At 39.3% G+C, this 20,988-nt stretch carries 19 protein-coding genes; 10 read left to right on the top strand and 9 right to left on the bottom strand.

Annotation, left to right across the window (positions count from 1 at the left end):
- The first annotated feature begins 128 nt into the window (after positions 1–128).
- From ABDV70_RS09605 to ABDV70_RS09590, 4 genes are all read left to right on the top strand, one after another.
- Positions 129–1,295 carry an ATP phosphoribosyltransferase regulatory subunit gene (locus tag ABDV70_RS09605; protein ID WP_343597350.1) on the top strand — a complete coding sequence of 389 codons (1,167 nt, stop codon included), beginning with the start codon at positions 129–131 and terminating at the stop codon, positions 1,293–1,295.
- Positions 1,296–1,373: 78 nt separating this feature from the next.
- On the top strand, positions 1,374–2,693 hold the full coding sequence (locus ABDV70_RS09600; protein ID WP_343597349.1) for an adenylosuccinate synthase: 1,320 nt from the start codon (positions 1,374–1,376) through the stop codon (positions 2,691–2,693).
- A gap of 126 nt (positions 2,694–2,819) precedes the next feature.
- Positions 2,820–3,131, top strand: coding sequence for a hypothetical protein (locus tag ABDV70_RS09595; RefSeq protein ID WP_343597347.1), 312 nt, complete (start codon positions 2,820–2,822; stop codon positions 3,129–3,131).
- Between the two features lie 155 nt (positions 3,132–3,286).
- Complete coding sequence (locus ABDV70_RS09590) at positions 3,287–4,066, top strand: M48 family metallopeptidase (RefSeq protein ID WP_343597345.1); 780 nt, start codon at positions 3,287–3,289, stop codon at positions 4,064–4,066.
- 48 nt (positions 4,067–4,114) lie between these two features.
- Here ABDV70_RS09590 and ABDV70_RS09585 read toward each other — a convergent pair whose 3' ends face one another.
- Entirely contained in the window at positions 4,115–5,116 is a 1,002-nt protein-coding gene (locus ABDV70_RS09585) for a helix-turn-helix domain-containing protein (RefSeq protein ID WP_343597344.1), read from the bottom strand.
- A 196-nt stretch (positions 5,117–5,312) separates the two neighbouring features.
- Entirely contained in the window at positions 5,313–6,740 is a 1,428-nt protein-coding gene (locus tag ABDV70_RS09580) for an APC family permease (protein ID WP_343597342.1), read from the bottom strand.
- Between the two features lie 354 nt (positions 6,741–7,094).
- Between ABDV70_RS09580 and ABDV70_RS09575 the strand changes: the two genes are divergently transcribed.
- Positions 7,095–8,435, top strand: a complete 1,341-nt coding sequence (locus ABDV70_RS09575) for a hypothetical protein (RefSeq protein ID WP_343597340.1) — start codon at positions 7,095–7,097, stop codon at positions 8,433–8,435.
- Positions 8,436–8,638: 203 nt separating this feature from the next.
- Positions 8,639–9,304 carry a LuxR C-terminal-related transcriptional regulator gene (locus ABDV70_RS09570; protein WP_343597338.1) on the top strand — a complete coding sequence of 222 codons (666 nt, stop codon included), beginning with the start codon at positions 8,639–8,641 and terminating at the stop codon, positions 9,302–9,304.
- Between the two features lie 147 nt (positions 9,305–9,451).
- Here the strand turns inward: ABDV70_RS09570 and ABDV70_RS09565 are convergent, their stop codons facing one another.
- The 5 genes from ABDV70_RS09565 to ABDV70_RS09545 form a co-directional block, all read right to left on the bottom strand.
- Positions 9,452–10,747, bottom strand: a complete 1,296-nt coding sequence (locus ABDV70_RS09565; protein ID WP_343597336.1) for an FAD-binding oxidoreductase — start codon at positions 10,745–10,747, stop codon at positions 9,452–9,454.
- 87 nt (positions 10,748–10,834) lie between these two features.
- Positions 10,835–11,257 carry a Rid family hydrolase gene (locus ABDV70_RS09560; protein WP_343597334.1) on the bottom strand — a complete coding sequence of 141 codons (423 nt, stop codon included), beginning with the start codon at positions 11,255–11,257 and terminating at the stop codon, positions 10,835–10,837.
- A 68-nt stretch (positions 11,258–11,325) separates the two neighbouring features.
- A complete protein-coding gene (locus ABDV70_RS09555) occupies positions 11,326–12,468 on the bottom strand; it encodes a tyramine oxidase subunit B (RefSeq protein WP_343597332.1) in 1,143 nt (380 codons plus the stop codon).
- A 298-nt stretch (positions 12,469–12,766) separates the two neighbouring features.
- Positions 12,767–13,849 carry a putative zinc-binding peptidase gene (locus ABDV70_RS09550; protein WP_343597330.1) on the bottom strand — a complete coding sequence of 361 codons (1,083 nt, stop codon included), beginning with the start codon at positions 13,847–13,849 and terminating at the stop codon, positions 12,767–12,769.
- Between the two features lie 289 nt (positions 13,850–14,138).
- Positions 14,139–15,596 (bottom strand): DASS family sodium-coupled anion symporter, encoded by a 1,458-nt coding sequence (locus ABDV70_RS09545; RefSeq protein ID WP_343597328.1) that lies wholly within the window; start codon positions 15,594–15,596, stop codon positions 14,139–14,141.
- 328 nt (positions 15,597–15,924) lie between these two features.
- Between ABDV70_RS09545 and ABDV70_RS09540 the strand changes: the two genes are divergently transcribed.
- Genes ABDV70_RS09540 through ABDV70_RS09525 form a run of 4 tightly spaced genes read left to right on the top strand, consistent with a single transcriptional unit; the run spans position 15,925 to position 18,854 of the window.
- Positions 15,925–16,689, top strand: a complete 765-nt coding sequence (locus tag ABDV70_RS09540) for a HesA/MoeB/ThiF family protein (RefSeq protein WP_343597407.1) — start codon at positions 15,925–15,927, stop codon at positions 16,687–16,689.
- 50 nt (positions 16,690–16,739) lie between these two features.
- Positions 16,740–18,026 (top strand): AarF/UbiB family protein, encoded by a 1,287-nt coding sequence (locus ABDV70_RS09535; RefSeq protein ID WP_343597326.1) that lies wholly within the window; start codon positions 16,740–16,742, stop codon positions 18,024–18,026.
- A 20-nt stretch (positions 18,027–18,046) separates the two neighbouring features.
- Entirely contained in the window at positions 18,047–18,427 is a 381-nt protein-coding gene (gene folB / locus ABDV70_RS09530; protein ID WP_343597406.1) for a dihydroneopterin aldolase, read from the top strand.
- Complete coding sequence (locus ABDV70_RS09525; RefSeq protein ID WP_343597324.1) at positions 18,384–18,854, top strand: 2-amino-4-hydroxy-6-hydroxymethyldihydropteridine diphosphokinase; 471 nt, start codon at positions 18,384–18,386, stop codon at positions 18,852–18,854. The genes folB and ABDV70_RS09525 overlap by 44 nt, the downstream gene beginning before the upstream one ends.
- Positions 18,855–19,028: 174 nt before the next feature.
- On the opposite strand, the gene coq7 is transcribed toward ABDV70_RS09525, so the two are convergent.
- A complete protein-coding gene (gene coq7, locus ABDV70_RS09520; protein WP_343597322.1) occupies positions 19,029–19,664 on the bottom strand; it encodes a 2-polyprenyl-3-methyl-6-methoxy-1,4-benzoquinone monooxygenase in 636 nt (211 codons plus the stop codon).
- A 3-nt stretch (positions 19,665–19,667) separates the two neighbouring features.
- Positions 19,668–20,984 carry an MFS transporter gene (locus ABDV70_RS09515; RefSeq protein ID WP_343597405.1) on the bottom strand — a complete coding sequence of 439 codons (1,317 nt, stop codon included), beginning with the start codon at positions 20,982–20,984 and terminating at the stop codon, positions 19,668–19,670.
- Positions 20,985–20,988: the final 4 nt, after the last annotated feature.

Here is a 20,988-nt window from a genome sequence, read left to right as displayed (position 1 = left end):
TATCATTTTTCTAAAATTGTCAGGTGCATGAGTAATACTTACGTGCTAGACTAGGAGAAATCGGGTGTGTTCCCGATTTTTTTATGCGGATTAAGACCGCTTCGCTCAGATTTTAGGTTGTTAGCAACATGCCCATTTCAGAGACATGGTTATTGCCTGATGGTGTAGCAGATGTACTACCCGAACAAGCACAAGTAATTGAATCGTTTCGTCGTGAAGCATTAGATTATTTGGCGGTTCATGGCTACCAATTGGTCTATACACCATTTATTGAATATATCGAATCACTTTCATCCTTATCTGAATCTAACCAAGACTTAGACTTGGTTTCATTTAAGGTGATTGATCAGTTATCAGGCCGTTTGCTTGGTGTTCGTGCCGATATGACACCTCAGGTTGCACGTATTGATGCACATGTTCATGCCGTTGAGGGAATTGCACGTTACTGTTATGCAGGGACAGTTTTACATACTCGTCCTCAGGGGCTAAGTGCTTCACGTACGCCTTTGCAGTTAGGTGCAGAACTTTTTGGTCAGGAAAGTACCGATGCAGACATTGAACTTATTAATGTCATGCTAGGTTTGCTCGGACGTTTTGACTTCCTTGAAGGGGCTCACCTTGATTTGGGGCATGTTGGTTTATTCCGTAGCCTTATTAAAAAAGCACAACTCAATAAGGCAACAGAAGCAGAATTGTCTGATTTATATCAGCGTAAAGCATTGCCTGAGTTAAAAGAATTCACAGCAACGCTTCCTTTGGGTGATGACTTTTATACTTTAGGTCGTTATGCCAGTGATTTAGATGCATTACAGCAACATTTGAGTGCCGATGTTTTTAATGACGTTGAATTTAAGCATGCCTTTAATGTGTTAGTTGAAACACGCAATGCCATTCAGCAGCATTGGCCAGAACTCAATATTGGGGTGGATGTCGTAGAGTTACGCAGTTACCACTACCATACAGGTTTGATGTATGCCGTATATGCACCGCAATGGGCAACACCACTGGCACAAGGTGGTCGTTATGATGGTATTGGCGAACATTTTGGTCGCGCGCGTCCTGCAACTGGGTTTAGTTGCGATATTTATGCTTTGGTCTCAGGGCAATTTAAACAAATTGAAACTATAGTTGCACCTAAAGGGCAGCAACCTGAATTAGTGAAAGCAATTGCAGAGGCACGTGTCGATGGTCGACGTGTAGTGCAATTGCTTGGAAATGATGATCTCTCGTCTATTCCGTATGCAACACACGTGATGTTGCTAAAGAATAATATTTGGCAGATCGAAAAAATTTAGTGGATGTCCTGTTCTGTTTATATCCGATAAAGAACAGGATTCTTTTCAATTTTAACAGCATGATGTAATGAGGCTATTATGGGCAAAAATGTTGTGGTACTTGGTACCCAATGGGGCGACGAAGGAAAAGGTAAAATCGTTGACCTGCTCACAGATCAAGCGGCTGCCGTAGTCCGTTATCAAGGTGGACACAACGCTGGTCATACGCTTGTCGTTGGTGGAAAAAAGACTGTGTTACACCTCATTCCATCGGGCATTTTGCGTGAAAACGTGTTGTGCTTAATTGGTAATGGTGTTGTTCTTTCTCCTGCTGCATTAATTGAAGAAATGGCAATTTTGGAAAAAGAAGGTGTACCTGTTAAAGAACGCCTACGTATTTCTCCAAACTGTCCATTAATTCTTCCAAACCATATTGCGCTGGATCAGGCACGTGAGAAAAAACGTGGTAACGCGAAAATTGGTACAACAGGCCGTGGTATTGGACCTGCGTACGAAGATAAGGTTGCGCGCCGTGCAATCCGTGTTGCTGACTTGGTTCGCGGTGGTGAACATTTAAAAGCACAACTTGTTGAGCTTCTTGAATACCATAACTTCCAGTTAACTCAATTTTATGGCGTAGAAGCTGTGAAATTAGAAGATGTATTGGCATTATGTGATCAATGGCGTGAAGTGGTTGCACCACTTGTGATTGATGTGACTACCGAATTACATGATTGCCGCAAAGCGGGTAAAAACATCATGTTTGAAGGTGCTCAAGGTTCTTTACTTGACATCGACCACGGTACATATCCGTATGTGACATCATCAAACACAACTGCTGGTGGTGTAAGTTCAGGTTCAGGCTTAGGTCCTTTACATTTGGATTATGTATTGGGGATTACCAAAGCATATACAACACGTGTAGGTGCAGGTCCATTCCCAACAGAACTTATTTATGATGCTGCAACAGATTCAGGCGATGCTGTAGGTAAACACCTTGGTACAGTGGGTCATGAGTTTGGTGCGTCTACTGGCCGTCAACGTCGTTGTGGTTGGTTCGATGCCGAAATTTTACGCCGTTCTGTAGACGTAAACTCACTTTCTGGTATTTGCTTGACTAAACTTGATGTTTTAGATGGTTTAGAAGAAGTTAAAATCTGTGTGGGTTATGAAAGCGCAGACTCTGGTTGTGTGGGTTCATCTGATGCTTTGGCATACGAAACCTTAAAACCGATTTATGAAACATTGCCAGGCTGGAGTGAATCGACCGTTGGTTTAACCAGCGTAGATCAACTTCCTGCAAATGCATTGGCTTATGTAAAACGTATTGAGCAATTGATCGAATGTCCAGTTGATATTATTTCAACAGGTCCAGACCGTGCGGAAACGATCGTTTTACGTCATCCATTTGATGCTTAATGTTTAATTAAAAAAAGCGCATCTGAAATAGGTGCGTTTTTTTTAACAAGACCAAAGTTGACTATCAGTAAATAAAAAATCAGGCTAAAACACAGAGAATTCAAGAATTATATAATTGTGTGAGTGATGAAATTACAGGCTGATTTAACCAAAACTTTATTTTATTCCTTCTTATTTGCACTTGGTGGTGCGCCTTCTATTGCCATGATGGTTGTATCTGAACGAATTTCGAATCAACAGGCGCTTCTTTCTGGATTTATTGGTCTTACTTTAGTATTGGCTTGTGTTCTGTTGCCATTGATCTTGATTCAAAATAGTTTCTTTTTATTTGTTCGCCATAAAGGCCAATTCGACAAAGTTTTTCAAGTCACTGGAAAAGTATATCTTGCGCTCAATTTTATTTGTTTGCTTTTCTGGATTCTATTTATATTAAAATAATTCTATGCACTGTGTGAGTCTTTGTTGCAATGTTGTGCGAACGTATTACATAACGCTACAGTTCATATAAATAAGATCATCTGTGGTAAACGCTGAGTTTTTTATATAATTTAAAAAGAGATTTTCTGTTTATATAGAGTTTTGGAGTAAGAAGCATGAAGGTGGCTTGCATATTTGGTGTTGCAGTTGTCGCAACGCTTGGATTGAATGGCTGTACAACAATTGCAGATATGGCAGGTGCAGACTCTGCAACTTTGAACGCATCGGCTGCACAAGGATTTACTAAAATGCGTCAGGAGGCGCAACAAAAAGGGCAATTAGACACATCTTCAAGTACATATAAGCGAATTAATACGGTGATGTTGCGTATGATTCCATATGCAAATCAGATGAATCAAACAGGACATCCTTTTAGTTGGCAATTGGCTGTGCTGAAGTCAGACACGATGAATGCTTATGTTGCACCTGGTGGTAAAGTTGTATTTTATTCAGGCATTGTGAACCGATTAAATTTAACCGATGCAGAAATTGCAGCAGTTATGGGGCATGAAATGACCCATGCGCTAGAGGAACATTCAAAAAATAAAGTCGGTGCAGAGGTACTGACCAATTTAGCTTTAGGCATCGGTAAATCTTATGTTGGTGATGTTGGCGGTGGACTTGGTGGAGCAGCACTTGATCTCGGAAGCCAGGTTGGGGTTGGATTACCATATTCGCGTAGTTTGGAAAGCCGTGCCGATTATGGTGGTTTAATGTTGATGGCAAAAGCAGGTTATAACCCGCAAGCAGCGATCACACTATGGACTAAGATGAGTAAAATGGATGGTGCAGGTGGTCCTGTGTTTTTATCTACACACCCTTCAAACCAAGAACGTATTGATGCCATGGAAAGAAATTTACCCGCAGCGATGGCAATTTATAATAGCCGCCGATAAATTGGAACAAGAGGGTGCTTTTAATGCATCCTCTTTGTTTATGATGGTTTAGTGTTTGAAAGAGCCATCCTGATCAAAACGATGTTTAAATTTTTGATTGGACATGAGTGTTTGCGATGGAGATTCACCAAATAGCCGTTTGTAATCCACTGCAAATTGCGAAAGGTGCCAAAATCCCCAATCCATAGCAACATTGCTAATTGTCACAGGTTCGGGCGATTGAACTAAAATATTTTTTACGGTATTTAAACGGACATGTTTGAGAAAAAGGGCAGGACTTTGCCCTGTAATTTGTTCAAAACAGTTTTGTAATGTTCTGCGTGATGTGTGGGTTAATAAGCATAAATCTTCGACAGATAGAATCTGATCCTGACTATTTTCAAGTGCTTCAAGTGAAAGTTTTACCACGCTGTTAGCTTTTTTAATGGATGTCTTGATTTGTGTATGGTGCGTATGTAACCCATCAAGATAACGAATGCCTAAAGCAGTCAGTTCAGATTTAATCTGTTTGCGAGAGTTCTTCATTGCGACAGATAATGGCTGATTTAAAATGGTGCTAAATAATGCACAGAATTGGGCATGTAATGCTGTGGCGAGTCTCTCATCAGATAAGATTTTGACTTCAGATTTTAATAAGGAAAAATCATCGTTATGATTTTCTGATAAGAATGAAAAGGGAATACTCAATGCATAAAAAGATGATTGTTGAGGTGTCCTAAGCATAATTTCTTCATCATGACTGACTGCAATGATTTCTTGTCCTGTAATATTTTGGCCTTTCCACACGGCAGGTTCAGATAAGCTTGAGAACATGCCGAGGCAAAGACAATCTTGCTTGCCTGTGCCACGTTGAAAGATAGACGGTGTTAATTTTTCTTCGTAGAGTTGTATGCCTTCAAAGTTGAGTTCATTGAGGTAACTTTCAAACTTTCCAGAGGTTAATTGGTTATAAGACAAACTCCAGTCTTTTAGAAGCTGCGTGTGGTGAGAAACTTCCTGAATTTTTGATGCGCTAAGGAAACTATTATGATTGGTTTCATGAGTTAACATCTATCTCTCACATGAAAAAATAAACCTATTTGTATTGAAATAAGCAATATTTGTACCAGTCATGAATTTATTTGGTATTTCGATTTGATAATTTAAATATTATTTATTTTGATTAACTGTATTTGCAGTTTAAAAAATATCCAATGAGGGTGAGTCATTGGATAATGCGTGAAATAATGAATATTTAAGAGAAGGTTTAAATAAATTCAACCATTTGACCAATAAGAGCATAACGTTCAGGGTTTTTATATTTAATCACTTGCGCGGTAATAATTCCGATTAAAACACAGATAAAGACTAACCAAGGTAAAAGTGTCACGACAGGAGAGGATGATCCGCTTAATACCTGAATATTTTGTACAATCGTGATAAAAATATAAGCCAGACCTAAAGCAGCTAAAGCGGGTGCAATTAATCTGCTCCAAATGGAAACGGGTAAGTGTTTATTGCGACTAAAAAACTTGATTGCGGCTAAGGATACACCAAATTGTAGAACTAAAATGGCCATACTTCCTAACACAGAAACCCAGGCAAATACATCTGTCATAGGGTCTAATTTTGCTAAACCGAAGATAAATAGTATCGCAATCATGATGATACCTTGAACGATGCTTGCAATGTAGGGTGTTTGATGCGTTGGATGCGTTTTTGCCATGCCTGACCACAAAAGGCCATCACGACTCATGGTGAATAAATAACGAGATAGCGAATTATGAAATGCTTGTGATGCTGCAAATAGGCTGGTAACCAACAGAACAGACATGAGTTTTACAGACCAGTGTCCTAGCAATTGGTCTGCAATATTGAAGACAAATAGATTCGGATTTGCGGCTGCTATTTTTGCAACTTGTCCTGCACTTTCAAACTGTACAAATGACCATGCACTAAATGCAAAGAAAGCGGTGATTAGGATTACTGCGATAAATGTCGCACGAGGAACAGTTTTTTGTGGATCTTTACATTCTTCTGAATAAATTGCGGTTGCTTCAAACCCAATGAAAGAGCAAATGGCAAATACCATTGAAATTCCGAAATTACCACTTAAAAAAGCAGAAGGTGTAAAAGAGCTAAACTCGAAATGAATGGGTTGGGTCACGATGTGCCCATCGAGCAGGAGTACAATACCAACCTCACAGATCATTAATAAACCAAGAATTTTTCCGCCAATCTCAACTTTGGCAATCCCAAGAATAACCACAATGACTTGCATAATAATTGCATACATCCACCATGTCAGCGGTAAATGCAGATTAAAAGATTGAAAGAGTTGGTCTGTAAAAAATCCAAACATTGAACTGACTGCTAGCTGCATACCGGCATAAGCCAACAGAGCAAGGTTAAAAGCAGATAAACCACATGTAACACCAAGCCCTTGTACGATATAGGCATAAAATGCGCCCGCATTAATAACATATCGGCTCATGGCAACAAAGCCAAAACTAAATAAAATCAGCAATAGACCCGCCATTAAAAAGATACCGGGAACGCCAGCACCATTGCCAACAAAAAAGGCAATAGGAAGGGCACCCACGACTCCTGTTAGGGGTGATGCTGCTGCAATTACGAAAAAAACAATCGAGAAAAGTCCCAAACTTCCACGTTTGAGGTTGTTTCCAGTCCCCATATTTATCTCCAAAATGGCTTTTATTTGAGTCTATGAGTCTTCGCTTTCAGGTGTTATCGAAATATGGCAAATTTTCATTTAGATAGATACTTTTTTAAAAAAATTATTAACATCAATAGCTTAAAATAAATTTTAACTATTTGAATGAAATAAAAATAAATAAAGTTGATATGTCTTAAAAATTGCCAGATTTCGATAGCTGTTATTTAAATATTTAAACCACAATCATGATGACTTGCTAAATTATAAAAATGAGAAGTTTTTATTGGAGGTAGGTATGGGTTTGGTGATATTGGATATAGCGAAGCATACCCTAAAGGTCATGGCTTTGCGGCTTGAAAATAAGGCAATTAAATGATGAATAAACAGCTCTCTTTTTTTCTCACTTGCGGTGGAATGTTGATGGCAAGTCCTTATGCCAATGCAGACATTTCAGTATATAGCAATGAAAATACAAAGATTTCAGCAAATGTGAATCTTGCGCTAGGGGCATTTAGTAGTGGAAAAAATTATATTCCAAATGCAGAAAATAAGCGCTATTCATGGCAGGAAGGCTATATTCAATATGGGCTAGGGTTTGAACAGAAACTGGGACAGGCGGGGATGCTTTATGGAAAAGCCAATTTGGTCAGTGCTGGAACATGGGGGGATGGTGATGCCGGTGGTTACACAGATGGTTCTGAGCGTGCCACAAAAATTGAAGATGCCTATATTGGATGGAAATCTGGGAAACTATTCCCTGATTTAGGGAATGATGGTTTGGATTTATCTTTTGGCCGTCAAAGCCTTTGTTTAGGAAATGGTTTTTTAATTTGTGCTGATGCACCAAATTTGGGTAATTCTCCTTTAATGGGCTCTAGTTTTAACCGTAATGGTGGGGGAACTTATTATCTAGCAGGGCATCGGGATTTTAACGAGACAGCTGTATTAAAAATTGCATCAAATAAACCACTACATGGAAGTATTTTTACTTTTAAATCGAATAACCGAATACAAGCCGATGCTCGTTTTACGGGTGCAAATGTGGCTTATACAGATAAAAAAGGAACTTTGGAATTTACCTATTTACATAATAATTCGATAGATTCTATTTATGCAAAACAGGTTTCTCCTATTTTGGAAAATCGTAATGGTATGAATGTTTATAGTATCCGTGGAGATGGAGATTTGGGGGTAAAAAATGCAAACTTTGCATTTGAATATGCTGCACAAGATAAAAAACAAGGGAAAACTGAAAATGCATGGTATGTCAAAACAGGCTATACATTTTCAGAGCAAAAATGGAAACCTTCATTTTTTATGAGGTATTCAAGATTCTCTGAAAACTGGGATAACTTGTTTATTGGTGCAATGCAATATGGACAATGGTTTCAGGGAGAAGTTGCATATAATTACGCTGGGCCATTTAATGCAAATACACAAATAGCAACGCTTGGAGTCGGTATCTCTCCTTTAGAAAAGCTTAGTCTAGGAGCAATAGCCTATGATTTTAAAACATTAAAAACCGCAAATAATGTCAATTATACAGGTCAAGAACTAGACATATATGGGATTTGGACGGTTAATTCTCATATTACTGTTTCACCAGTACTTGGTCTTTATAAACCTAAATATAGCAATTTAAATGGTGGTCTTCAAACAGGTGATAATCATTTAAATGTTTATTCATCTCTAGTCCTTTCAGCATCTTTTTAATTTTTATCTATTTAAAAACATTCATTTTAATCAGCAGTATTTATTGATGGTCTTTGGAAATAAAATCAAAAAGATCATTAATAAAGCTGATTTTTTATGCTCAAAAAATAGATGAATTGATAAATGGAAATGATTTCCTCTTTTTATGAATGGAATGTTTTTTGCATATTTTTTATATGGTTTAAGTGGTATGAGGTGTAATTATGGAGTCGAAGCAATGGGTTGCATTTGTTGATAATTTTATTTCATCTGTGACAAAGATTGTTCCATTTAATAGCTTTTTCTCTTATGAAGTTAAAAATGAAAAGTCAGATAATTTAAATTCTTATCATTTTAGAAATTTATCTGAAAACTCGGTAAAGGATTATCTCTATGGAATGTGCCATTATGATCCTGTCTTTTTTAAAAATAATGATAAAAAGGAAATTGTTCTTTTACGTGAGAGTGGTATTATTCCCAGCGAATATCAGGGTTTCCTACAGGAAAATCAGGTCGCAGACAATATCGAATTATTTTTTAAGGGAAACGATGTTTCATTGAGAGGCATTAGTCTAATTCGTTCTTCAAATGAAGGTTTTTTTTCAAGTAAGGAAATTCAGATTATAGAAAGTTGCTATTCATTAGCAAAATTTCATACAACACAAATCGTTGAAGATTTTTCTGAGTTTAATATTCCAGAAAAAATTTCGAATCAGCTTACATCAAAAGAAAAAAAGGTTATGCAATTGATTTTAAAGGGAAGGAAAAATCAGGAAATTGCAGATGAAATATTTGTGAGTTTAGCGACGGTAAAAACACATTTGCAGCATATTTTTCAAAAAACCATGGTGAATAGTAAACAAGAACTTATTGTAAAAATGTTCTCATAGTTTTGAGTTTATCTTTTATGAACTTTATGTTCTGTTATAGAGCATCAAAACAAATCTGAAAATAAATAGATCGTTATAAAATAAAAATGAATACTGAATATAATAAAGGATTGGCAAATGACCAATCCCTTTTTATACATCAATAAGTTATGCAAATCGTTCGAAACGGTAAGGTGTTGGGTCAATAATAGGTGTATGACCAGAGACAAGATCTGCTGCTAAGTGACCAGCAGCAGGTGATGTACCAAAACCATGCCCTGAAAAACCAGTTGCTAATGTCAGCCCCGGAATTTGGGGCACAGCACCAATCACTGGGTTTGAATCTGGCGTGACATCAATGACTCCTGCCCAAGCATTCGCAATCTCTGCTTGAGCAAAAGAAGGCCAAGCTGAGATTAAATTATTTAGGGCTTCCTGATTCAGTCCTGTATTTGCTTCAGGATCCATCATCCGAAGATGTTCGAATGGTGAGGTTGAATTGGCATTCCAACGTCGTGCCAAGCTTAAATCCTTAAAGAAATATTTACCCAAGGAAATGCGTAAAAAGTTTCTTTGTCCACGTAACTGTTGGGTGTAACGTAGTCCTATCAATGCATGATCCAGCGTTAATGGCGCATCGAGTGCACCGCGCTGAGTAATAATAAAGCCACCATCATGGTGTTTTCTAAAAGAAAAGTCAGGTGCGCCAACAGCAATATCTGTTGGACCCGTCATTGGTTTAGTATGTAATACCGAACAAATGAGAGGTAAGGTTGGTAAAGAAATACCTAGATTGCCTAAGAATCGGCGTGACCATATACCGCCAGCCAATAGTACCTGATCACAGCGGATTTCGCCTTTTTCGGTGAGGACACCACTGACTTTTCCTGCCGTCGTTGAAAGTGTACGAACAGCGCAGTTTTCAATGATAATTGCACCTTTTTTCATTGCCGCTTTTGCAATTGCGCTCGATGCAAGTGTTGGTTCTGCACGGCCATCTGACGGTGTGAAAATACCACCTGCCCATGAACCTTGACCATGGGGAACAAGTTTTGAAATTTCTTGAGCACTGAGTAAACGTGAATCTAGATTGAGAGGCTGAACTAATTTAAGCCAATTCTCATGTGCTGCCATTTGTGCTTCATTGCGGGCAACAAACATGATGCCAGCTTGGCGATAACCAACATCGCTGCCAACGCGTTCAGGCATTTGTGCCCATAAACGGTCTGAAGCTTGTGCAAGTGGAATGTCGTCAGGGAGTCGGTTGGTTTTTCGGACCCATCCTAAATTACGAGAGGACTGTTCTCCTGCTATGTGACCTTTTTCAAGAACAACAACAGGAATATTGCGTTCAGCCAGTGTTAAAGCGGCTGTCAGCCCCACAATACCACCACCAATAATCACAACTGTAGTTGAAGATGGAAATTCTGTCGAAGTCTGAACGGGTGTAATATTAGGAACCATAGAAAGTATCCTCTATCATCAATGGCTAGGTACGAATACCGAATCTAAAATAAAGACTTGTGGTTTTCTGTGAGGAAAAGACAAGTTTTAAAGTGCGATAGTGAGTTCTTCAACATCGGCTTTTGAGGCACCTCTAAAAGCAGTCACTTCAAGTTCAACCTTATAAACAGTAGAGCCAAGAGGAGGACAAGTTACTGTTGTTGCAGGATTAATCCCTCTAAATTTTTCACCGACAATATCCATTACTGTGGGGGTATCGGCAGGATCTTGGATAAAGACACGAGAGAACACGACATCTGCCAAAGATGAGTCCACCGCAAGCAATGCCTGTTCGATATTTGAAAACACCTGTAAAGTCTGCTCGCGGATATCTTCTGAAATTTCTTTGGTTTGTGGATTACGTCCCGCAGTATTTGAAACATAAATCCAGTTATCTACTGCAACAATACGTGAGTAGCTGCCTTTTTCTTCAAATTTGTTGCCAGTTTTAACTTTAACGATTTTCGTCATGGTGATCTTCCTTAAAAAGTATAGGATGGGAATCTATAAAATGGTGTTTAAATTCCCTAAAAGTTGAATTAACGTAATGCTGGGGTATCCCAAAGGTTAAGTTTGACGCCAATGCCTTGTTCGATTGCGTTACGGTAAAGAATAGTTGCCCACGCCACATCTTCTACAGGCATGCCACCGACGGACATAATGATGATTTCATTATCATTTTTGCGTCCTTCGGCTTCACCAGAAACAATTTTTCCAATATCTTCTAATTCTTCAGATTTGAGTTTTCCTTCGGCAACCATATCCATGAAACGAACGCCAATGAGTGGAATAGTGCAGTGCGCAGGTTTTGGTACTTCTTCAAACCATGCTTCATACATCCCTGGGTTATCTAGAACTTTACGAACGTCAGGTTGTTCCATACCTTCATCAAGACTAGTTGCAGCTGGCATTGCCAAGAATGCACCTGCTTTGACCCACTCACGTTTGACAATTGGATATGTGGTTGGGTCGCCAACTTCAGCAGAGTTACAGTAAGTCACCAGATCTGCACCACGAACGGCCTCTTCAATGCTGTCAACAATATGAATATTGGTGACTTGAGGGTAATTTTCTTTTAGCCATACAACAAATTGATCAATGCTGTTTTGACTACGACCTTTAATTTGAATGGTGTCAATTTGAGGGCAGACCGCAATAAATGCAGCAACTGTGGTACGTCCCATAACACCTGGGCCAACCAAGCCAATCACTTTAGAGTCTTTACGAGCTAAATGACGAGCACCCACCCCCGGAATTGCGCCAGTGCGATACGCTGAAAGTAAATTGGCAGACATATGTGCCAGTGGTGCACCTGTATCAGCATCATTTAAAGTGAACATTAAGATAGAGCGAGGCAGGCCTTTTTTACGGTTCTCAATATTAGAGCCGTACCATTTCACACCTGCTGTACCGAAATTACCTCCTAGATAGGCAGGCATTGCCATAAAACGACGATCAGCAGTGGGTTTTGGCATGTTTGGAAAAGGTGAGTTTTCAGGAAAGACGACCATAGCACCATGAGAATCACTATTTGGGCCAGCCATGCGATAATCTCCCTGATAAAGGAGACCAAACATTTCTTCCATCGCATCTACACAAGCTGGCATATTCGTGACGCCTGCTTTAATCATGTCTTGCTCAGAAAGATAGATAAAATCAATTTTTGTGTTGTTGCTGTCCATCCAACATGCCCTCATTCAAAACCGAATTCTTTGCCGTGCTATTGAGCCTCGGCTGAAAAAATTTAAATATTTCAAAATGGCAGCGAGGTTGATGCTCGTCATTTTGAATATGTCATGGTGTTAAAATAGGGAATATTGATGCCAAAAAAATCAACCCAAAGGATGATTTTTCGATTGAATTAAAGCAGTGTTTCAATGAGGGGGTGCAACCCTATTCAATAAATGAATCGAGTTACTGATTGAAAAGTAAGAAAATAGATCCTTTTTATCCTTTGTAGGAAAGCTAAGTTGGATACTTTCAATGTTTTGCTAGTAATAAAGTATGGATGTGTAATAAGCCGCGATGAATAAAACGTAATTTGTCTAATACAGAGGTGGAGAGTACAAAAGGATAACCATCGTCTAAGCCCATGCTGCGGTTCAATGCATTGAGAACATAGGTTAAAGCAAACCAGTTATTTATCGTTAATTCAAAGTCTTCTGCCAATAAAGGCGGTTCTTTAAAGTGAATTTGAGGGTCTATACACAATTGCCCTTCAAGATTTAATCCTGCATGGAACGCTGTGTCGAGCGTATCTGCCATATGTAAATAATGCGCCCACGTTTCAGCCCAGTCTTCCCATGGGTGAGCGCAGGCGTAGCGGCTGACATAAAAATCTGACCAATTTTGTGGCGGACCATTTTCATAATATTGTTCTAGTGCCTGACCATAGTCGGTTCTTTCATCGCCAAAATAATGTCGAAATTCCTCTAACCAATGCGGGCAGTGGTGTTTCATTAAATCAAAATAATAATGTCCACTTTCATGACGAAAATGCCCGAGCAATGTCCGATAGTTTTCTTTCATATCCATACGTGTTTTTACACGAATGATGACATCAGCTTCACTGGCATTTAAAGTAATCACACCATTAGCATGACCTGTCATTACAGGTTGATTGTCATAAGGCATTAAGAAATTAAATTGCAGCCCCAAATGGTCATTTTCATTTGTTTTGGGGCGAGGGAAAATATCGAGTTGCTTGGTTAAATATAAAAAACGTCTTTTTGCGGCTTCGATTTGTTTCCAGTAGGTTAAATGATGTGGTTCTGAAAGGTCTGGAATAATGTGTGTCAGTTGACATGATTCGCAATAAGGATTGTCCTGCTCGGCAGGAATAACCCAGTTACATGATTGATATGTATGGTAATTATAGCAAGGTTTGTAATAGAGGCTTTGGTCTTCTAAATCTAGACTTCGCCATGTTAAAGCATCAATTTTAGCAAATGTACCCATCGTGTTACGGTTTAATTGAAAGCCTAAAACACTTGAACAGTTTTCACAGACCGTGTTTTGAAAAAAAACTTGATGTTTGCAATTTTGGCAATAAAAAACTTTCATCTTGGGCGGCATCTATTATTAATCGTTTTGATTTGATCATACCGAATCCTGTTGGAGAATCCAGCCTAAAATTTTAATTTTAGTTGAATTGGAAGTAATTGATGTTTCGTGCATGCTTTTGACATACATAAGACACACAATGATCAGATCATAAAGATGTATTTGATTCTTTTGGAGGGAGTTAAGCTCATTATGTATGAGTGAATAACATCTTGTATTTTTAGAATAAATTTAGGATATAAAGAAGGCATGGCGAGTAGCAACGGTCCTTCTTTATATCAGTCTTGGTTTACCAGTAACCAAGCACTTTCCACCAAAGTGCGCCAATTACGACAAAAATAATGATGTTGACAATACTCATGACAAAACCAGCTTTCCACCATTCACCAAGAGTTGTATAACCAGACCCAAAAATAACAGGGGATGTTCCTGTTGCATAATGAGTTAACGTCATCATTAAACTTGATGCAGATGCCATCATTAAAGCAAAAAGCATCGGTGGTGCGCCAAGTGCAATCCCAGCAGTATAAAATGCAGCGAACATGGCGGTGATATGTGCTGTTGTGCTGGCGAACATATAATGTGCATAAAGATAAGCCAGCATCAGTAATAAACAGGCAGTGACCCAGTGTAAACCAAGATGCCCGATTCCTGTTTCTAATACATTAGAGAACCACGAAATAAGACCAAGTTTATTGAGAAAAGTTGCCATCATGACAAGGGCTGCGAACCATGTAATGGTATCCCAAGCACTTTTTTGCGTTAAGATGTCATCCCAAGTCAAAACCCCTGTTAGTAACAGTAAACATAGCCCAATAAATGCAGTTGTTGTTGGGTCGACACTCCATGCTGTGCCGAACAACATGGCAGGAACACCTGCCCAAAGCACAAGAAGTAAACCAAAAATACCGAGCATGATCAGTTCGTGTAGGCTGACTTTCCCCATTTCTTTGAGCTTTTCTTTGGCAAATTGGGTCGCGTTTGGAGTGTTCTTGATTTCAGGTGGATACATCCAATATAAAACAATAGGCATTAAAATGAGCGCTAAAATGCCCGGCAAAAACATGGCAATCGCCCATGTACCCCAGCTTAACGAAATCTGACTATGCGTTGCTTTTGCAACCAAATCGACCACCAGTGGATTGGGTGCAGTTGCGGTAATAAACATGGCAGATGTGATGGGATTGGCATGGTAATTTACTAAAGATAAATATTTCCCCATGCGGTTTTGCGTGCCCTTGGCAGGGTCTGAGTCATAGCTTAATGCAATGGCTTTTACAATGGGGTGAATAATCCCCGCACCACGAGCGGTATTACTAGGGGTTACAGGTGCTAAAAGTAGTTCGGAAAGTACCATGCTGTAACCAATCCCAATGGTATGTTTCCCCCAAACCGCGATAAACAAATAACCTAAGCGAGCCCCTAGACCTGTTTTTTGCAGGCCTTTGGAAATCATGATGGATACACCAATTAACCAAATGAGTGGATTGGCAAAACTGCTTAAAGCATCCTTCATAGCTTCACTGGGTGAGGTATTGGTGACACCAGTCAGCGCAACCAACATGATTGCGATCATGGCAATGGCACCAATTGGCATGGCTTTACCAATGATAGCGGCAATCACGCCAACAAACATGGCAAATAAGTGCCATGCTTCAGGGGTAACGCCTGTTGGTACAGGAAGAATGAACCAAATAAAGAGTGTAAGAATGACTGAAATTATCGTTGGTATAGGTTTAAAGCCCATTTTCTCGAATCCTTTTTTTATTTAAAAGGGAAGTGTATTTTTAAGAATTATTTCATTGCTGTGATGATATATAAATATTCTGTCAAAGTTATGAATATGGGGCTACCATTTTTTGAAGTGAATCACATATATTTTTTATGACATTCATTGGATATTTATCATTGTATGTTTAATGTCATTACGTTTAAATGACATTGTATTGAAAATAATCAATAAGCTGATTCTCTACTAAAATATTTAAATACAATACAAATCTGGAAAGAAAAAGCAGCTAAACTTAGTAAAAGCCAACCTAAGGGAGTTTAAAGTGACATTACAGCATCAGGAAATGTCATGGGGACAGCTCACAGATGAAGAAATGCTATTTTATAGCCGTCAGATCTTGCTGCCCGAATGGGACATCGAAGCACAAGAAAAACTAAAACTATCGAATGTGCTCATGATCGGTGCGGGTGGTTTAGGTTGTTTGACCGCAGAACTTTTGACTCGTGCTGGCGTTGGTAAAATCACTTTAATGGATGCAGACCAAATTGAGGTCAGTAATCTGCAACGTCAAGTTGCCTATTTTCCTGAAGATGTTGGCTTGTTTAAAGCTGAAGCCTTGGCGAATCGACTTAGAAAAATAAATCCATATATTCAGGTCGAATACGCTAATGAGCGGCTCACTGAAAAAAATGCAGCCGAATGGATACGAGCACAAGATTTGGTTTTAGATGGCTGTGACCAGTTTGAAACACGTTATTTGGTGAATGCAGTGTGTTGTGAACATGATGTTCCATTACTTAGTGCATCGGCGATTGGCTTAGAAGGTCAACTGTTTATGGTACTACCTGATACGGCATGTTATTCCTGTTTATTTCCGAGAGTGGATCAGGAAGACGAAAGCCGTCGCTGTGCCAGTTCAGGCGTACTTGCGACGACACCAAATGTGATGGCAAGCTTACAGGCACATCATGCTTTGCTGTATTTGGGTTTGAATCAGACTCCATTAAAGCAAAAATTATTATTGTGGAATGGAAAGACCATGCAGCAACGTATTCTTGCTTTTGAAAAAGATCCATCATGTCCGCATTGTCAGGCGAGATATGAATGATTCATTCCTTTTGTTACACTAAACTAGATTTACAATGGCATTGACCACGTATGAAAAAAAATATTTTGTTTGATGGTTTTCGCTCGGTTGCCCGTATGGGTGAAACGGCTGTTGTTGCAGCAAAAGCGGGAATTAAATACGCCACAGAAAAGCCAAGTAATGCCAGACTTCTGCGCGAAACTTTTGAAGACTTAGGGTCGACTTACATCAAACTTGGGCAGTTTATTGCCAGTACGCCTTCGTTATTTCCCCGCGAGTTTGTGGAAGAGTTTCAGGGCTGTTTGGATCAGACGCCTAAATTGCCATTTAGTTATATTGAAGATGTCTTAAAAGAAGAATTTGCAGGGCGAAATCTACACGATATTTTTGCGTCAATTGAAGAAGTTCCACTCGCATCTGCCTCTATTGCCCAAGTCCATGCCGCGAAGCTGGTCAGTGGCGAGGATGTTGTAATTAAAGTACAAAAGCCGGGTGTAGAAACCATTTTATATACCGACTTAAATGTATTGCATTTTGCAACCAAGATTTTGGAAAAAGCAGTTCCTAAAGTTCGCTTCGCATCGTTGGCAGATATTGTTGATGAAATAAAAACACGAATGGTACGTGAAGTTGATTTTATCGAAGAAGCGCAAAATCTGGATGATTTTGTACAATATTTGAATGAAACGCATAATCAAGCAGCCACCGCACCGAAAGTCTATCATCAATATTCAACGCGCCGTGTTTTGACTATGCAGCGTTTATATGGTGTGCCATTAACTGACTTTGAAGTTGTAAAACAATACACCAAGGACCCATCACAAGTACTGATTACAGCCATGAACACATGGTTTGGTAGTTTAATGATGTGTAATAGTTTTCATGCAGACCTACATGCAGGAAACTTGATGTTACTTGAAGATGGACGAGTAGGATTTATTGATTTTGGGATCGTTGGGCAGTTAAAACCACAGGTGTGGAGTGCTTGTATCTCATTTATGGATGCGTTGCAGCGTACAGAATATATTGCAATGGCTGAAAATATGCTGAAAATGGGCATGACCAGTCAGCAAGTAGATGTAACCGTATTGGCAGCAGATATAGAACGCCTGTTTAGTGGCGTGGTGTTTGCTGATCCACAGCAAATTTTAGCCAGTAATCCCGCAGATCTCAATGATATTATGCTAGACATGGTGGCTGTGGGTGAACGTCATGGCATTCATTTCCCACGTGACTTTGCTTTATTGTTTAAACAAATGTTGTATTTTGATCGCTTTATGCGGGTATTAGCACCTTATACGGATATCTATGCAGATCAGCGTTTAAAAATGATTCAATCTTCTGATACAGGTTTCTAAAGATGAGCAACAGAAACCCAATGGATGCTATTTTAATCGAAGGTCTTAAAATAGAAACAGTTGTTGGATGTTTTGCTTGGGAACGGCAAATCCTTCAGCCATTATTGTTAGACCTTGTGGTACAGCATGATTTACAAGCGGCAGCCTTATCGGATGACTTGGTTGATACAGTGAACTATGCACAGATTTGTGAACTCTGTGCCGAAGTCATTCAGACTGCAAAACCGAAACTGATTGAACATGCCGCACATTTGGTTCTAGAAAGACTCTTTAACGAGTTTGAAGGAATTCAAACCATTACTTTAACTATTCGTAAGCCTGCGATTATCGCGCAAGCCAATTCGGTAGGAATCCGTCTTGAACGCCAACGAAACGATTTTTGCACTCGCACTGGCGAGTAATGAACAGCCCGAGCAGCATTTGACTTGGGCAATTCAACAATTGGCTTGCTTAGGGTCACTCAAGTTATCACATGTCTACCAAATTCCATGTCGAGATGGCGTTGGTGCAGATTACTTAAATTGTGCCTGTTTGCTACGTTGTCATTTGTCGACTCGGGAGATGCAAGAGTTGCTCAAAGACTTGGAACAACGTGCAGGGCGGGTTCGACCTTCTCATTATATTTCTTTGGATATTGACTTAATTGCATGGGGGAATTCTTTGTCAGATTTGACATTGAATCAAAAGAAAATGCCATTCGCACTGGATGTGAAAATTCCGTTGTTTGAATTAACGGGCAGTTCAGATTTTGCTTATCAAGATGCTGTGAGTTATCCAGAAGTGACATTACCAATCCATCAGAAACAGCAATTTACGGTTGTTGGTTAATTGAAAGATGCCATAAGCAAAATGGATCACCGCGTAAAAAATGCCAAGCTACCATTGTATAAGTTGGCATCTTTTTATTTTATGGATAGAAATTAAGTAGAATTATGGTCATATAAAAAATTAAGGAGATGATTTGAAATCTCCTTCATTGGTTTTAGATGATCAGTTGGGGGCTTAAAGATAATAACTGGTTTTTGTCATCAGTTTGGAAATGCCTGTCATGGTAATACGAACAGGCAATGGCAAATCGACCCCACCTGCATGCAATGCTGTATCACGATGATGCAGTTCATCTGTGTTCATTTGCTCTAAAATTTGACGAGAACGCTGGTCTTGGACAGGTAATTGGCGAAGATGGTCTTCTAAATGCAGGCTGACTTGTCTTTCTGTTTCGGCAACAAAACCTAAACTATATTTATCGCCTGCAATGCCTGCTGTTGCACCCATGACAAATGATAAACCATACCAGACTGGATTCAACAAACTTGGTACGCTATCGAGTTCTTTTAAACGGTCTTCACACCATGCCAAATGATCTTGCTCTTCTATAGCTGCCTGTTCCATTTCTTTACGTACAGTTGGCAATTTTGCAGTGAGTGCCTGACCATGGTACAAGGCCTGAGCGCAGACTTCACCGCTATGATTCACTCGCATTAAACCTGCAACATGACGTGCTTCACTTACAGATAGCGGTGCATCATCGCCCTGCGCAGGATTATTGCGATGTGCAGATGTTGCCCCAGGAACTAAACTACGCAGTGCCTGATCAAAAGACTGGATGACACGATCTACGGTGGTATAGTGACGCATGATTTAATCCTCTAAAGCATTGTGGCTAGTATTAAGCAAAGGGTTTAACCGGCGCAACAGCCAAATGCAGAAAAACGCACTAAAAATGGCCGTTAAGCAAAATAGCCATTTCATATCAATTTTTAAGACACTTAAAATTAGAATAGAAAACAGTGCTGATGCCACCATAAAAATTGCATTAAAAATATTATTGGCAGCGATTACTCGGGCACGATGCGAGCGTGGCGAATATGCCTGCATGAGCGCATAAAGCGGGACAATATAAAAACCGCCACTAATGCCCAGTAAAATAATAGCAAGCATGACATGATAATACGCAAGGCCTTGTCTAAACACATCGGCTACACCCAAAATTTGTGTATGATGTGGAACAATTGACATACCCCAAGCCAAATAAAATGCAAAAATAGTTAAGCCAATTGCGCCAATAGGAACCATTTTCATATTCAGTTCAGAGCCGCCAATTTTACGGCATAGCATTGAACCAACACCAATTCCGACAGAGAAAAAGGTGAGTAAAAGGCTGACCACATTTTCAGAAGCATATAAATAACGATGTGTCAGTTCCGGAATTTGTGTTAAATACGATGCGCCATAAAACCAGTACCATGAGTTACCCAATAAAATGAGAAAAATAACGGGGATATTTTTGGCGTATTGAATAGTTTGCCAACTGGTACGGAAAAAGTTCCAGTCAATTTTTAGATCGGGTTCACTGGTACGTTGTTTTAAAATAAAACGGCTTGAAAAATAGCCCAAAACCGCAATGCTTAGAACAGTGACACAGACCCAAATTAAATGCTCATGTGAAATGGAAATGATTGCACCACCCAAAATCATCCCGAATAAAATCGCTAGAGATGTCCCTGTCTGAAAAAGTGCATTGCCAGACATAAGTTCATTGGGTTTAAGAATATCAGGCAAAATGGCGTATTTAATTGGGCCAAAAAATGTTGAATGAATTCCCATGCCGAACAAAGCCAAGAGCAATAACCATAGGCTGCCTGTCATGAACCCGATACTGGCGATGGCCATGATGATCATTTCAATGACTTTAATCATTCGAACCAGTTTTGAGCGTTCGTATTTATCGGCAATTTGTCCTGCGGTTGCAGAAAAAATAAAATAAGGCGTGATAAACAAAAGTGCGGCTAAATTATTTAATGTACTGACATTGGCTGAAGCATGTTGAATGATGCCATAAGTAATGACCAATAACAGGGTTTGTTTATAGACATTATCATTTAATGCCCCAAAAAATTGAGTCAAAAACATCGGTAGAAAACGACGTGACATCAGAAGGTTCTGTTGTTTTTCTATCATT

The sequence above is a fragment of the Acinetobacter sp. genome (assembly GCF_039596015.1).
Lineage (GTDB): Bacteria > Pseudomonadota > Gammaproteobacteria > Pseudomonadales > Moraxellaceae > Acinetobacter.
The sequence above is the reverse complement of the archived record's forward strand: the minus strand, read 5'-3'. Positions and strand labels throughout refer to the sequence as shown.